Annotated in this window: 8 protein-coding genes and 1 pseudogene; 6 read left to right on the top strand and 3 right to left on the bottom strand. The window is 46.9% G+C overall.

The annotated features are described in order from the left end of the window. Positions 1-19: 19 nt before the first annotated feature. Positions 20-5,125, bottom strand: coding sequence for a CHAT domain-containing protein (locus tag H6G45_RS17340; RefSeq protein WP_347338292.1), 5,106 nt, complete (start codon positions 5,123-5,125; stop codon positions 20-22). Positions 5,126-5,393: 268 nt separating this feature from the next. Here H6G45_RS17340 and H6G45_RS17335 point away from each other — a divergent pair, with 268 nt between their 5' ends. From H6G45_RS17335 to H6G45_RS17315, 5 genes are all read left to right on the top strand, one after another. Continuing rightward, positions 5,394-5,666, top strand: a complete 273-nt coding sequence (locus H6G45_RS17335; protein ID WP_041425911.1) for a hypothetical protein — start codon at positions 5,394-5,396, stop codon at positions 5,664-5,666. A gap of 17 nt (positions 5,667-5,683) precedes the next feature. After that, positions 5,684-6,466: an ABC transporter ATP-binding protein gene (locus H6G45_RS17330; protein ID WP_190599643.1), complete on the top strand. Its 783-nt coding sequence runs from the start codon at positions 5,684-5,686 to the stop codon at positions 6,464-6,466. 162 nt (positions 6,467-6,628) lie between these two features. Next, positions 6,629-8,002: an MlaD family protein gene (locus tag H6G45_RS17325; RefSeq protein WP_190599642.1), complete on the top strand. Its 1,374-nt coding sequence runs from the start codon at positions 6,629-6,631 to the stop codon at positions 8,000-8,002. Positions 8,003-8,136: 134 nt separating this feature from the next. Beyond that, on the top strand, positions 8,137-9,876 hold the full coding sequence (locus H6G45_RS17320; RefSeq protein ID WP_190599641.1) for an ATP-binding protein: 1,740 nt from the start codon (positions 8,137-8,139) through the stop codon (positions 9,874-9,876). 123 nt (positions 9,877-9,999) lie between these two features. Then, a complete protein-coding gene (locus H6G45_RS17315) occupies positions 10,000-10,515 on the top strand; it encodes a GNAT family N-acetyltransferase (RefSeq protein WP_190599640.1) in 516 nt (171 codons plus the stop codon). A gap of 70 nt (positions 10,516-10,585) precedes the next feature. On the opposite strand, the gene H6G45_RS17310 is transcribed toward H6G45_RS17315, so the two are convergent. Then, positions 10,586-12,106 (bottom strand): bifunctional metallophosphatase/5'-nucleotidase, encoded by a 1,521-nt coding sequence (locus H6G45_RS17310; protein WP_190599639.1) that lies wholly within the window; start codon positions 12,104-12,106, stop codon positions 10,586-10,588. Positions 12,107-12,428: 322 nt separating this feature from the next. Next, positions 12,429-14,549 carry an AAA domain-containing protein gene (locus H6G45_RS17305; protein WP_199309843.1) on the bottom strand — a complete coding sequence of 707 codons (2,121 nt, stop codon included), beginning with the start codon at positions 14,547-14,549 and terminating at the stop codon, positions 12,429-12,431. Between the two features lie 90 nt (positions 14,550-14,639). Between H6G45_RS17305 and H6G45_RS17300 the strand changes: the two are divergent. Continuing rightward, positions 14,640-14,742 (top strand): annotated as a pseudogene (locus H6G45_RS17300) (IS4 family transposase); the annotation flags it as partial.

The raw sequence follows: 14,742 nt of genomic DNA, 5'->3' as shown, positions 1-14,742 counted from the left end.
CGACCAAGTTCTGTTCTTGTTACCAGGGACTCCCCACCAGGGTGAAACCGCTCCAGAAATAGGGATGAGTTAAATCCTGCGTTGCTAAGCGTTGCCGGATATCCGATGGTAAATCTACAAGGGAAATATTTGTGCCATCCCCAAGGATCAGATTGTCCCCCACAACTCGAATTTCTCCCTTGAGCAGACTTAATTGGGCTTGCTGTAGGGCTTTGGCCTTAATGGGGGCTGGTTGGAGTTGATCGTAGAAACTGGTCATCAGGGCAAAAGTTCCTTCATCGCTGACGTACCACAGACTACCGATCGCCGTTTTGACTCCGGTTTTCACGGCTAGGCCAGCAAAGCCCAATTCAGCGTCGAAATCTCCCACCGCAGTGCGACAGGCCGATAACACCATCAAATCAATGGGTTTATCCAAGCCAACGTTGGCAAATTCGTCCAAATCTAAAGACCGATCACTGAAAACCACAAAGGAATTGTTGCGATTGCCGGGTAAAAATTCACCATGGGTAGCCAAGTGTACTAAGCTATATTCTTTGGTCGCCAAGGACTGGACAAAATTATCCACCGTGAACCGGTCATTGAGGAAAGCACTACCCCGCCACAATTGATTGGTAATGGTATCCACTTCCACCGCCGCCGCTGGCAATGGATTTTGGCTGGCAAAGGTTTCTGCCCCCATAGCCAATACTTGGGAACCTTGGACGGGGGTGTATTCTCGATTGGTCAGAGCCAAGCTAGGCATAAGCCCCACGCTATAATCCTCAACCAAATACCTCTCCAATTGGCGATCATACATTGTCGCCATGGGCAAAGAACGTAATCCCCGGTCGAGAATAAAGCTGATATTCTCAATTTTCCTATCCTCCAAAATTGGCTTAATTGGCCTGATAAACCAGTCGTACAACTGGGAAGCTTGAGCTTGGTAGTCATCTCCCCGCCCTGGAGCAGTTAAGTTCCGGTTCAAAATTTCCACCTGACGAACCACTTCCCGGCGGCTGACATTGAGGGGAATTGGCTTAGCAATACCATCTGCCGTCACTAGCACGATTACTAACTGATCATCCGGTTGCGGATCATTATTGGGGGGAATGACCAGTTGCTCAGTGGAGGCTACTTGCCAATGATTTATTTTGGGATAGGAAGCTAAGGGGGGAATGGTCAGCCCACTATTAGAAGAAAATTGCCATTCGGGAAGATTTTCTCCTGCGGTTCCCGGAGGATAAAAATAGATATAAACCAAGGCAGAGTTTACCCCAGTATTGAGATTTAACTCCTGTAAAACATCAACGGGGCTGACCAGCTCAATATCAATATTCAAATTAAGGTGAGTAGTGAACTGTGCAGAAATTCCTTCCTCTACATTTTGATTTAATTGTTGTTGCAAAACAACCTGATTGGTAGGGAAGTTAACGCCAACGTTGGTATTGAAAAGATTAATACCCGGAGCTATGTCTTGAGTCTGGATTTCCAGACTGGGGGTATTAGTAACGGTAGACCTCTCAATGTCAAACGATATCTGCCTCTCATCATCGATTTCTTCAACATCTGGAGAAGTTGGAGGCTCGACGGGGATGGGAGGAGTTGGCGGCTCGGGTTCGGGTTCCGGCTCGGGTTCGGGTTCCGGCTCGGGTTCGGGTTCGGGTTCCGGCTCGGGTTCGGGTTCGGGTTCCGGCTCGGGTTCGGGTTCGGGTTCCGGCTCGGGTTCGGGTTCCGGCTCGGGTTCGGGTTCCGGCTCGGGTTCGGGTTCCGGCTCGGGTTCAGGTTCCGGCTCGGGTTCAGGTTCCGGCTCGGGTTCAGGTTCCGGCTCGGGTTCAGGTTCCGGCTCGGGTTCCGGCTCGGGTTCAGGTTCCGGCTCGGGTTCCGGCTCGGGTTCAGGTTCCGGCTCGGGTTCCGGCTCGGGTTCAGGTTCCGGCTCGGGTTCGGGTTCGGGTTCCGGCTCGGGTTCGGGTTCCGGCTCGGGTTCAGGTTCCGGCTCAGAATCAGTAGTTATAGTTATATTGCCCAGAGTAAAGGTATCAAAAATTGGCGGTGTGCCAATTTGCACAGTATTGTCGTCTCCCGAACTAATTGCCCCCAGGGTTCCATTGGTAATGGGATTACCGACGATGAAAGGTTCAGTTCCGCCAAATTGAATGTAGACATCTCCACCTCCATCAGCTGTGGCGCCAGCGGTGTAGATACTAAAAGGCCCTTCTGGGCCAATAAAGAAGCCATCGATCGCCCGAAAATAACGAGCAGCCTCAATATAGATGTCCCCTCCTGTTCCCTCATTCCCTTGGGTGAATAAATAACTAACTTCAATGTCTCCCCCTGACTGAATAAAAATATCACCACCATTGGCCGCTGAAGTATCTATGTAGCTAGTGGAAATATCTCCCCCCGCCTGCAGGAACACATTCCCGGGTACCCCATTCCCTCCAGTGAATATGTAGGAACCAATTGAAATATCCAGCGGTGTCTCAACATATACATCTCCACTAGTTTCACTTCCAAAGGTATCTAAATAATCGATAATATCTACATTTTCACCGGCTTGAAAGAAAATATCACCCCCATTTTTACCAGCGGTAAATATATAATTTGTTGTGATATTACCGTCCGCTGTGAGAAAAACATTTCCCCCTGTACCTTCATTTGGAATTTCCTCTGAATAAGCTCCAGTATCAATAAAAGCAGTGGTAATATCTCCTTTACTTTTGATTACAACTTCTCCCCCCAGGTTTAGGCTCCCTATGATTCCCCCCAGGCTTAGGCTTCCTACTCCCGCATCATCTCCAATTCCCCGAGCATCGATGTAACTGGTATTGGTATCGCCGCCTGACAATAGAGTGACGTTCCCTCCATCAGTTCCTACTGTTTCTAGGTAACCAGTCGTAAGATTTCCACCAGCATTGAGAAATATTTCTCCTCCAGGTACGGCAAATGAAGATGTAACTATTGATCCGGTAGAAATATTGCCCAAAGCTTGTATATCTAAATTTCCACCACTGGTATTGATATTCCCGAAAGAAACATTTTGCCCGGCATCAAGCAGTACTTCAGATACTGTTGTAAGGCTAGAAAACCGGAGGTCAGAAGTGGAGGGACTAATTATATTTTGGGCGGCCTGTACTTTAAATGCTACATCTGTCAGAGTAATATCCCCGGTGAAAATCACTGAGCCTGCACTACTCGTCAAATTAATCATCGGATTAAACTCCATGTTCAATCCAGATGCAAAGAATTGCCCGTCGAAAACTTGATCTCCCTGGGTAAGGATATCATCCTGTACAAAGATGGCTTTACCAGAATTGAAACCTGTGGTAGCGGTGATGGTAACACCAATACTTTTCAGGGGAGTAGTGGTGCCGGCTCCGTCAAAAAAAATGATGCCATCTGCTTCGACTAATAAGTCAAAGTTGCCATTTACAGGGTCAAAGAAAACAACTTCGTAGCCTGGTGCGCTAAACGTTGTGTTGGCATTCAGCTCAACATTGTCCTCAAAATTTAAATCGTTGATAGATGAGGTAACTAGTGTATTGCCAGTATTAATAGGGCCAGTATTAGTAAAAGTGATTGAACCGTCTCCGATAGAGACCCGTTCATCTAAGGTTATTAAGGGTGAATCAAAAGTAAGATTATTTGACGAACCTGTGGGAAATATTCGCTGAATAACAGCTATGGATTTATCTGCCTGGAGAACAACATTGCTTGAGACTAGATTGCCTTGAACGGTTGAAGCAGAAATTAAGCTTGGTTCAGCACCGGGGTTATTGACAAGACCAACAATCAATTCCTCCGGATCCAACAACCAAGTGCCGGTTTCCCCCATGGTGGATAAGGTGTTCACCCTAGCAGTGTCATCCACCCTTAAATTTTTGGCACCGGAGGTTTCCACCAAGCCACCGTCTCCTCCCATGGTTCCCCCCTGGGCTGAAATGGCACCGCCAAAACGGGTAGAGTCATCGGCCCAGACAATTACGGTGCCCCCATCCCCTGTGAGTAGACCATCGGCTTTAATTACCGAATTTTTATCCACCACTGTTTGGATTGCGGTAGGGAGGGAAGGTTGTCCTTGGAAGTCTCCACCAATGCGCACCGTGCCGCCACCACCATTACCAGAAACATCGATCGCCGCTCCTTGTAGTGCTATTTGATTACCAACGATCGCCACTTGCCCACCAGGGGTGAGAACAGAATTTGTATTACTAGCATCAATGGTGCCCGACACAGTGACGGAACCGGGTAGGGGGGAAACCATCGTGTCCGTGGAATTTTGGGTCACGGTACCATCAGCTTGTACTGCTAAACCCAAATCGAGATTGCCTGCTCCCTGGGTTAATAGGGTGGGCAGATCCAACACGGAAAAAGATCCCCCCTGATTCATCTGGGGAGAAACTTCCACTTCCAAGCTCAACAAACTACCAGGCTGGGAAATGCGAATACGATTTTGTCCTGGTACTGCGGCGACAGTAATATTGCCCCCAGGGGCTGTCAAAGAACCAGTGTTAACCACATTGCCCGCCAAAAAGGCGAGATTTTTGCCCTCCGTTACCGACAAATCCCCCGCATTAATAATTAAACCGGGGTTCGCTAAATCAAAGGCAAATTGGGTCGGACTACCCACCAGCGCCCCATAGTTATTGTCGGCGATCGCCTGGAACCATTGGTCATTGCCAAAACCGATCGCCGAACCGGTGGTAACCACAAAGTCTCCGGGCACATTGATGCTGGCATTGGGCCCAAAAATCATGCCGGCCGGATTCATCAAAAATAGATTGGCATTGCCCCCGCTTACCTGAATGAGACCATTAATAATCGAAACGTCGCCCCCCACTATCCTGGTGAGAATATTGCGAATATCGGGGTTGGATAAAAAATTGGCAATCTGATTTTGATCCAAACCAAATTGTTGCAAACTGTGGAATAAATTTTGCCCATCTCCTGACAAACTACCGCCGCCAATATTGAATTGATTACCCTGGGTATCAACGGTGGTGCCAGTGCCATCGTTCGCCGCAGTGACATTTTGGGCTAGGGCATGGGGGGCAAAACCAGACAAACAGGCTAGTAAAGTTAGGCAAAAGAGGCGGAAATTATGGTGCAACACAGCAATTAGGGGCGAAATGAACGATATTTCCACGACAAAGCCCAGGGTAGGGACTTTTTGGCCTGTCCATTATAGCCATCCCTTAGGTGGAGTTGACCATGGGAAACTATGAATAAAAGTAAATTATTTTTGTTTGTCCTCCTTCTAATGAAACCCCTGATTTTCGCTGGGTTCAGCCAAGAAAAGCGAAAAGTGTTTTATTTGAGCATCTGTTTTCGGGAAACTAGTTAAGATGTGGAAGGGAAAATTCCCCTGAATATGGTTCTAGATCGCTCTTGGAGTGTTATTTACAGGCATTGCTATGGAAAATATTGTCAACAATGTGGAAGAGTATCTGTTATCGAGGGAAGAACGCATTCTCCAGGTGCGTAATTTAGTAGAAACCCTCCGGGCTGCCGAAGAAATTGCCAAGCAGGGGTATTTAATCACCAGTTCAGAGTTGGCAGATTTGATGGATATTAACCCCAGTGCCGTCACCAGCCGGGGGGATCATTGGTCATGGCGCAACTGGGTTGTTTCCAGAGTGAGAAGGGAAGGGAACCAAATTCTCTGGCAGTTGGAGCGGGTGGATTAGGGGCGGGATTATCCAAAATGACGGAACCCCTTATTCAACTCCGGGGCATTAGTAAATCCTTTGGCGATCGCCAAATTTTGGACAATGTGGATTTAGACCTCTATCCGGGGGAAGCATTGGTGGTGATTGGCCCGTCGGGCACCGGGAAATCAACCATTTTGCGGATCATCGCCGGACTATTGCCACCGGATAATGGGCAGGTGCTAATCAAAGCGGAACCCCGGCGGGGCTTGGTGGAGGACGACAATGAGCGCATCCGCATCGCCCTGGTGTTTCAACAGTCAGCCCTGTTTGATTCCCTGACAGTGGCGGAAAATGTCGGCTTTTTCTTGCTGGAGCATTCCTCCCTATCCAGGGAAGTCATCCGGGAGCAGGTGGCCCACAAACTAGCCCTGGTGGGGTTAACGGGCATTGAAGACTACTATCCAGCCCAACTATCGGGGGGGATGCGTAAACGGGTTAGCTTTGCCCGGGCGATCATGTCCAATCCCCATCAACCGGAGGACAATCCAGAGGTGATTTTGTACGATGAACCCACCGCCGGTTTAGACCCGATCGCCTCCACCGTCATTGAAGACTTAGTGCGGCGCTTACAAAAATCTCCGGAAGGTTGTGGAACCTATATTATGGTTAGCCATCAGGAAAGTACCATTCGCCGGACAGCGGATCGGGTGGTGTTGCTCTACGATGGCAAAATCCAATGGCAGGGGCCAGTCAGTGCCATCGACCAGACCGATAACCCCTTGGTGCGGCAATTCTTTGAAGCCAAAGTGGATGGTCCCATTCGCATTTTGGATTAACCAATACGGCGGTAAGATAGGGGAACCCGTTGGCCCCTGACCGTTTCCTAGAAAAAGAGGCGATGGTGGGCTGGTCTAACTTTTTGAACGTTCCTCCCGGCAAGGAACTCCTCCCCCCCTAGGCAAATCGCTTTATTTTTCGGCCCTATTGAGACCTTGCGTATGCTCAGACCCCGCACCATCAAAGAAGGATCCGTTGGTCTGTTTGCCCTGTTGGGACTATTTATTATTGGTGGTATTGTCCTATGGTTACGGGGGGGCGGTTTTGGCAATCCAGGCTATGAAGTGTTGGTACAATTTGGCGATGCCAGTGGGCTCCAGGTGGGGGGGGCAGTGCGTTATCGGGGAGTGCCCGTGGGTCGGGTGGCCAAATTAATCCCCGGCAGTAACGGAATTTTGGCCCAGTTGGAGATTAGTTCCACCCAATTGCGTATCCCCGCCGATGTGCAGGTGGAAATCAGTCGCTACGGTTTATTGGGGGAAGCGGCCATTGATATGATTCCCGATCGCCAATTGTCCGATGCGGCCCTGGCCTTAGACCCCCTTAGCGCCGACTGTCCCGAAAGTGGCAAAATTCTTTGCAATGGCGACGAGTTGAAGGGGCAAGCGGGGACTCAATTAACCAACAGCATGGCTCGTTTAGCCCAGGCCTATAGTGAGCCGCAATTTGTGGCCGACATTAACGCCACCGTGAAAAGTGCCAACCTGGCCGCTGCTCGCATTGCCACCATGAGCGCTGAAATTACGGCCCTCAGCAAAACCGCTAATCAACAGGTGCGGGGTTTTGGCCGTACTTCCGAGGCGATCGCCAAGGCCGCCGATAACGCTTCCCTGTTAACCAGTCGAGTTAATCAAGTGGTCCTGACCAACCAAGACCACATCAACCGCACCATCGAAGAAGCTTCCCTGTTAATGGTTAACCTCAATCAACTGGTGGGGGAAAATCGGGCCCAGGTCAATCTCACCCTGAAAAGCATTGAAACCACCAACCGGGACCTCCAGGCCATCGGTCGAGAAATCCAAACCGCCGTCGCCACCGTCAACCATGGCCTAGCGGCGATCGATGCCCAAAAAGTAACCAACGACTTGGCCCTGCTGATGGAAAATGCGGCTGTCACCAGCAATAATATCCGGCAAATTTCCGCCGACCTCAATGACCCCACCCTGATGCTGACCCTCCAGCAAACCCTGGATGCGGCCCGACTCACCTTTGAAAATGCCCAAAAAATCACCAGCGATGTGGAGCAATTAACTGGCGATCCAGCCTTTCGTAACAACCTGAGAAAATTGGTGGATGGCCTGGGGCAATTGGTGTCCTCCACGGAAAATTTCCAAGACCAGGTTTACACCGCCCACACCCTCGAGCGCAGTGGTCAACAATTACGCTTTCAGCTTGATCATCAACAGCAATTGGCGTCCTACTATCAACAATGGGGGACCCTTAACCCCACCCCCGTTTCCACCTCAGCAAACCCCCTTGCTCAACCAACTAAGATTCAGTCTTCCCAACCCCAAGAAAATCAGGGGAAACAATGAGGTTTACAGGGCAAATTGGTCATTTTTTCCTCTCCACGCTCCGTTGTCAGTGTGGCAAAATAGTACCAACGCTGAGGTTTGAGTATTAACCGATGGCAACAATTGCACCCCATTTTTGACCCGCCCCAGAATTTATGCCAGACCACGCCCTCGGCTCCGTTACCCAAGGTTCCCTTAGTAAGGGCTTGGAAGTACGTCTTCATGCGGATGTTTCTGTGGAAGAAATGCGGGTGGGCAAATTTTTAGTTATTCAGGGTAGGCGGTCGCGCTTTTTTTGTTTGCTTACCGATGTTTCCTTGGGCACTGCCAACCCCCGAATTTTGGCCAATCCCCCCCATATTAATGATGATTTTTTAATTGATGTCTTGGCCGGCAGTGGTACCTACGGCACGTTAGAATTGGCGCCCATGTTGATGTTAACGGAGTCAGCCACGGAACCAGGTTATGGCGAAAGTTTAACTGAACAAAGTAACGGCCATGGCGATCGCCAGAGTAATGGCAATGGTCTGGCCTCCTACCAAGCTAATAGTAATGCCGAGGTGGAATTGTTGCCGGTAAAAACTATTCCTGCCCACTTTAGCCAGGTATTTGAAGCCAGTGAAAGGGATTTTCGTTTAGTGTTTGGTTGGGAAGATGATCCATTTCGGCGCAATTTTGCCATTGGAGAACCGTTGGACATGGCGGTGCCAGTCTGCTTAGATTTAGACCGTTTTGTGGAACGAAGTAATGGGGTTTTTGGTAAATCGGGCACCGGAAAATCCTTTTTAACCCGCTTACTTATTTCTGGCATTATCCACAAGCAAGCGGCAGTCAATTTGATGTTTGACATGCACTCAGAATACGGCTGGGAAGCGATGAGGGAAGGCAAAACTGTTTCCACTGTGAAGGGGTTACGGCAACTATTTCCGGGGGAAGTGGAAATTTTTACCCTCGATGCGGAATCCACCAAACGGCGGGGGGTGAGGGGAGCCCAGGAACTCTATTTAAGCTTTGATCAAATTGAAATTGAAGATATTCGTTTAGTAGGTTTTGAGTTGGGTTTGTCGGAGGCGGCGTTGGACAATGCCAATATTTTATTTTCTGAATTTGGCTCTGGTTGGATTTCCCGTTTACTGGTGATGACCAATGAAGAAATTAAGGTTTTTTGTGAAGAAAAACAGGGCCATCCCGGCTCCATTATGTCTTTGCAACGGAAGTTGAAACGACTAGAAAATTTAAAGTATCTCAAACAGGTTAGCGCCCACAACTACATTGACCAACTTTTGCAATGTTTGGAAGCAGGTAAACATGTGGTGATTGAATTTGGTTCTCAATCCAATTTGCTTTCCTATATGTTAGCCACCAATATGATCACCAGACGTATCCATGGCATTTACGTTAAAAAAGCCGAAAAATTTCTCCAAACTAAACACGTTGGCGATCGCCCGAGGCAATTGGTGATCACCATTGAAGAAGCCCACCGCTTTTTAGACTCCGCCATCGTCCATCAGACCATTTTTGGTACCATTGCCAGGGAAATGCGTAAATACTTTGTCACCCTGTTGGTGGTGGATCAACGGCCATCGGGCATTGACAACGAAGTTATGTCCCAAATTGGTACCCGCATTACCTGCTTGCTCAACGACGAAAAGGACATTGAAGCAATTTTTACCGGGGTGGCAGGGGGACAAAATTTGCGTTCCGTCTTGGCCAAGCTAGATTCCAAACAACAGGCGTTGGTGTTGGGCCATGCGGTGCCCATGCCGGTGGTGGTGCGTACCCGGCCCTATGACCAGCAGTTTTACAGTGAAATTGGTTGCCAAGATTGGCCGAGCATGACCGATGCTGAAGTATTGGCTGAAGCGGCGATCGCCAGGGAGGATCTAGGCTTTTAGAGATTCACCAGGGGGATGCGATCAAAGCTTATACTTAAGGTTTGAAAGTAATTATCACCATTTCCATCCCCCCCACTGCTTTTTCCTTTGTCCACCCCAGCTTGTTCTTGAACGCCCAACGGCATGGTTTTTTGGAAACGCTTTTTCAATCCCGATTCAACTAGTTCACCATCCCTGGGCCCAACGGGGGCAGAAGAATTTCCCACCGATGACAGTGATAAAGGCCGGATATTTTTCACCACTGACCGGGACATTGACCTCTACGAGTTGGAGGAGTTATGTGATGCGGTGGGCTGGGCCCGACGTCCCATTCGCAAAGTTAAAAAAGCCGTAGAGTGCAGTTTTTTGGTGGTTACCATGTGGGAAGTGCGGGGCAATCGACGGCGACTGGTGGGGTTTGCCCGGGCCACTTCTGACCATGCTTTCAACGCCACCGTATGGGACGTGGTCATTCACCCCAGTCTGCAGAGCAAGGGTTTGGGTAAGGCCCTAATGCAATATATCATCCGCAAATTACGCCATTACGACATTAGTAATATCACCCTGTTCGCCGATCCCCAGGTGGTGGATTTTTATCGACGTTTGGGCTTTGTGCTGGATCCCGAAGGCATTAAGGGCATGTTTTGGTACCCAGACTAGTTCCTTGGATGATGGTTTTAGTGTATTGATCAACTGGAATGGGAATTACTTCACGACCACGACCTCCCACCTAGGGTTCTCCCAAATCAGTAAAGGCTTGGTGGGCATTATTTTGTAGATAATCCACCAAGATGGAACGAATATCCCGACCGTAGCCAATCACTTTTAATCCAGGGGTATTTTCTGTCAGGTAATCCAAGCCCACTTCCTGTCCGGTTAACAAATATTCCATCAATGCCAGCCGATAGACCTTGTCTGGCTCAATGTCAGCGGGAGCCAAGCCCGCTAGCTGGAGATAGCCACCAGTGCCCCGATTTTTTTCCCCCTGGGTCAAAACTTTTTGTAACAAATCCCCCCTTATATCCACCGTTACCACCCGGCCGCCAAAGGGTAAGATGCGAATAATATCGTATTGGGTGATGGAACCAGCACTAAGTAGGTCATCAAGGCGCACCATGCCACCGTTGAACATCACCATGGCCGCTGCTGGATATTCGTACTGCATCGCCCGGGTAATTAGTCGGGTGAGATTGGTGGATCTGCTACGCACATGGGCATCGAGGGCATCCAGGGCCATGGGGGCTTTAACTACCACCGCCATGGGCTCAAATCCTGCTTGACGAAAAGCTGTAAAGCCAATTTCTTGCCATTGGTCAACAACTTGGGCTGTGGCTGGGTCCTCGGCGATCGCCGCAGTGATGGGTTGGAGTTGGGAATCAATTTCTAAACATTGCCGGTCCGTGTCGTAGGTCAGTTGGTGGATATAAACAGTGCGGGCATTGGCATCGGCCTTAAAAATCGGCGTTTGGGCCTGGGGACAACTTGCCGAACTGTCGGGCTTAATAATTAAATGGTTGCGCTGGATATTTTCGTGTTCATGGCCCCCTAAAATCAGATCTAATTCGGGAATGGCTTGAGCTAAAGCTAAATCCTGGGCTAGGGAAAGATGGGTCAGAGCCACCCACACATCCACTTCTCCCTCCAGACTTTCTATGTAGCGGCGGGCCGTGGCAATGGGATCACTATAGGTGACATATTCAGCCGCATTGCTGTCAATGGTCAGGGCTAAAATGCCCACCTTCACTTCTCCCCCTTCCGCTCCGGGGATGGTCAAGATTTCGTAGGGTTTGATGCCTGTAAACTGATTGCCCGCACCGTCGGCAATATTGGCTGATAACCACTGGAAATCCGACTCTGCAATCCGTTGCCTAAATTGCTGGGCACTAACGTCAAATTCATGGTTGCCCACGGCGGCATAGTCCAACCCCATGGCATTCAACACCGCCACCATTTGCCTCCCCGCCAGGCGATCGCCGTTGTAGAGGGCTGTGCCCAAGGCGGAAGGACTGAGAAAATCCCCTGCTAACACGGTGTAGGTGTGGGGATTAGCTTGTTCCAACTGCCGGCGTAAATTAGCCACCCGAGCTAAGCCGCCCCAACGGCCGTTATCTATGGGGGCAATTTCATACACATCGTTGAGCTGGAGCAGGGTAAAGGGAATGGTTTCTGCTCGGCAGACCGTGGCCATGGCCCCCCAGATTAGTAAGCCCCCCAGTCCCCGAGTTAGCCAAACCCTTTGATTTTTAACCATGATCGTGAAAAGAATTTTATCAACATAGCCTTAACCCCTCCATTGTGAAGCAAAAAGTCTTCAATGCCGCCCCAATTTTTCACTGACAGGACTTGAAAGACCAATGAAAAAAGCATTAAATGAGGACAAAGTACATAGATTTTCTCCACTCAACCCTGCTATATTTACCAATATTAGATGTAAGAAAGTTTCTTTGAAATAGGACGGCGATCGCCGATAATTCAGCTACGTGGTAAGTCATTATTTAGACAATAGAAAATTTAGGCAAAGTTTTGTTTTTCATAAAAATCTTAGTATAAACTATGACATGAGTAAAATTTCTTTATTGTCTTTTATTTTCTAAGTCTTGTTTGGGAGCATAGACCTCTATTTTTGCATTTTGAAACATATCTTCAAAAATAAATTCGGAACAAACTGATCTTAATGACTTCCAAAGTATAGCTTCTTCATAGTTTTCAATTTCTGCAGGAATATAGTCCAATAAAGTTTTTGAACAAACTACTATCAAACGTTTTTTAACCCTTGAAAAAGCAACGTTTGAGCGATTTAAACTAAGGATGAACTCTACATTCTTGCCAATTGCTGATGGATTACTTGCCGTTGCAGAAACAATCACATTATCTCGTTCACCTCCTTGAACTTTTTCCACAGTGTCAATCACATCAACAGAGTGTTCGTAATAATTTGCTAATTCAGTTTTGAGCAGTGATCTTTGAGCACGATGGGGTGTAAGAATAGCAGTAGAGCTATCGGGAAGTTCTCCCCCAGCTTCCAAGATTTTTTTTATTATGTCTACTTCAATTTGATTACTACGTTTTGATTCACGTTCATTATGAATAATAAGATAAAGCCCACCACTACCTTGTAAAAGTCTTTCCCAAGCTCCTGTAATTTCATTGTTCTCTATATCTCTATCTTTTTCCTTTCCTTGTAATTCAATATTATCTTTGCGGTAAAGGCGAGCAATCAGTTCACGAATAATAGGTGGCAAACGAAAAGTATAATTTAAAGCAGAACGCAGTATTGATTCATTCGGTATTTCAACATCTGAATTTTCTTTAAGGTTTTGTATGGCTTGATAAGCACTAACATAAGGCTGGTAAAGTAAAACAGGGGGGCGATCTTCATTGTCCCAATCATGAGTAATAATAGGAGCAAGTTGTCTATGGTCCCCTGCTAACATAATCTCACCATCATTTTCAACTAATGTAGCTAGAGCTAAAAAGTGAGGAAAGACCATCATACTTGCTTCATCAACTATCAGAGTTGTTGTTACAAAACCTTGGGGGTAATCTCTCAAAAATTTTTGCCTTGTATTTAGTTCATTAACCATTTTTAAAATTGCGCTAGTCGTTCCAGCGATTATCAAAACACTATTTGAACGCATTTGATTAACTTGAGTAACACAAGGTTTAGAACCAAAAGTCGTAATCTGTGTATTTACAAAAGCTTCATTATTTCTAGAATCAACTCGACTAAGTTGAATTGATGGAACATTTAGGTTCAAATTAAGAGCGTGTTGTTGCAAAATTGGCAAAAGGCTATCTAAACGCAAAAGTAAATTGTCTACAGCTGTGTGCGTATGAGCTGTAATCAGAACAATGTCACCATTAGTGCGACGTGCTAAAATTCTCAGAAAAGTAGCTATCGCCGTTGTCTCTGTTTTTCCAGTTCCTGGTGGCCCTTGTAGCAGTTGAACTCTTGTGTTTAACCCGTTGATTATTGCTTTTACTTGATTATCATCTAGTTGATAACGATCATCTTGTGTTTCTTTTTTGGGGATTTGTAAAGTCCTGATTAATTGTCCATATTTGTTGTGATCATCATTAGAAATCGTGATTTGTTCTGGGATTTGAGGATTTTGCGGGGCTAACCATTGAAAAATATGATTTTCTTGAGTATTTTGTAGTTTCTGATCAACTCTTCCCGCAACAAAATCTGAAGGACTTTCATCAATAGTGGCAAAAGGATAAACATCTTCTTGTGTCCTATGAAAACGACCACGAAGTTGATAATGGTTTGGGCTATTTGTTTGTCTAACTGCAAGATTTATTGTTCCACTATTCCAGTTAATTGCTTCTACAACACAAGTACTTCCACCAGAAAAAAGTTGGCTAATAGTTTGACCTTGATGTGAATCTTCAGAACTGGGAATAAGCCTAATGAAAGAGTTTATATCAATCGTGCAGTTAGCTTGTAAAACTTCAGTTGTAATATTGTAACCATCAAGATTAATTTCTGCTGTTAGTTGATTATTACCCTGTGACCTTACATTTCTTACAGGTATTGTTCGCCCTAAAGTAACACGGTAGATAGGTGGGATTAAATGATTTGCAATCCAATCTGTTACCTTAACGTGTTGATCCAAACGAAGAAAATCAATTGCTGACTGGGCAGCATCGTCCACCCCTAAATTAAAATTAGGTAATTCAGCAATAGTCAAAGGCAGAAGTATTGAACGATAGTTATAAAGAAGGAAAAAGCCCTTTAAAATGATAGAATAAAGGGCAGAAACATTAAAATAATTGAAGCAATGATATCAAATTTTGGACATATTGTCAAAACTCATCTATCTAATTTTCCTAAAGATGACTACCCAGTGTTAGACACATTTAAGTTTGTGAGTATCTGGTTAG

It is taken from the genome of Synechocystis sp. FACHB-383 (assembly GCF_014698605.1).
GTDB classification, from domain to species: domain Bacteria; phylum Cyanobacteriota; class Cyanobacteriia; order Cyanobacteriales; family Microcystaceae; genus Synechocystis; species Synechocystis salina.
The sequence above is the reverse complement of the archived record's forward strand: the minus strand, read 5'-3'. Positions and strand labels throughout refer to the sequence as shown.